This is a genomic window from Microbulbifer harenosus (genome assembly GCF_005771435.1).
GTDB classification, from domain to species: Bacteria; Pseudomonadota; Gammaproteobacteria; order Pseudomonadales; family Cellvibrionaceae; genus Microbulbifer; species Microbulbifer harenosus.
The window spans coordinates 1-627 of record NZ_VANI01000060.1 but is presented as its reverse complement, the minus strand read 5'-3'; the positions used below and the strand labels follow the sequence as shown (position 1 = coordinate 627).

Sequence of the window (627 nt, the reverse complement as noted above, 5' to 3'; positions counted from 1 at the left end):
CCTAGAGGGCGCGGCAATCCGTGATGTCCACTCTTACTGTTTTTCTAAAAAGTACTCGAACATGGAGATGAAAGCTCCGCTTGAGCATGCGGAATTTCATGAGCTTTGCAACAGATTTGGTCGCGCAATTCTAGTGGTTGTTGGAAAAGTGGAGTCTCATGAAATCATAAATTTCAAGTTATTTAGGGCGTTCAGGTTTGGCCTACAATCAATACATCATGACTTACTCAAACTTCGAACAGAAGCGGATAGATTTAAAGTCTTAGAAGAAGTAGTCGAACTGGCAAACAATACTTTAATGTATTTTTATGATTTCCAAATATGTATGCAAAACATCTCATATGGAGATGTTTTTGACTCAGAAGTTCCAAGCCGGGAACCTGCTGATCCTAGTTGTAAAGTCATCATAAATTGCCCCAATCACTTAGATGAGCTGATCGTTTATTTTTCTCAAGAAACCAATTGGGGGATGGATTGTGCCAAGTACGAAAAAGAGGCTCTGGAGGCATACTCATAACAAAGTGCTGCAGCCGACGTCTTACTTTATGCACGTTTTGCGCGGTCGCTACACTCCCATTTTCGCGCAAAACGTGCATAAAGTAAGCCGCCGCTGAGCACGGCGTTATG

1 protein-coding gene is annotated in these 627 nt (G+C 42.3%); it reads left to right on the top strand.

What is annotated here, in order from left to right; all coding sequences use genetic code 11:
• Window positions 1-517: hypothetical protein (locus FDY93_RS19325; RefSeq protein ID WP_220446269.1), on the top strand; the 517-nt coding region annotated here is incomplete at its 5' end.
• Window positions 518-627: the final 110 nt, after the last annotated feature.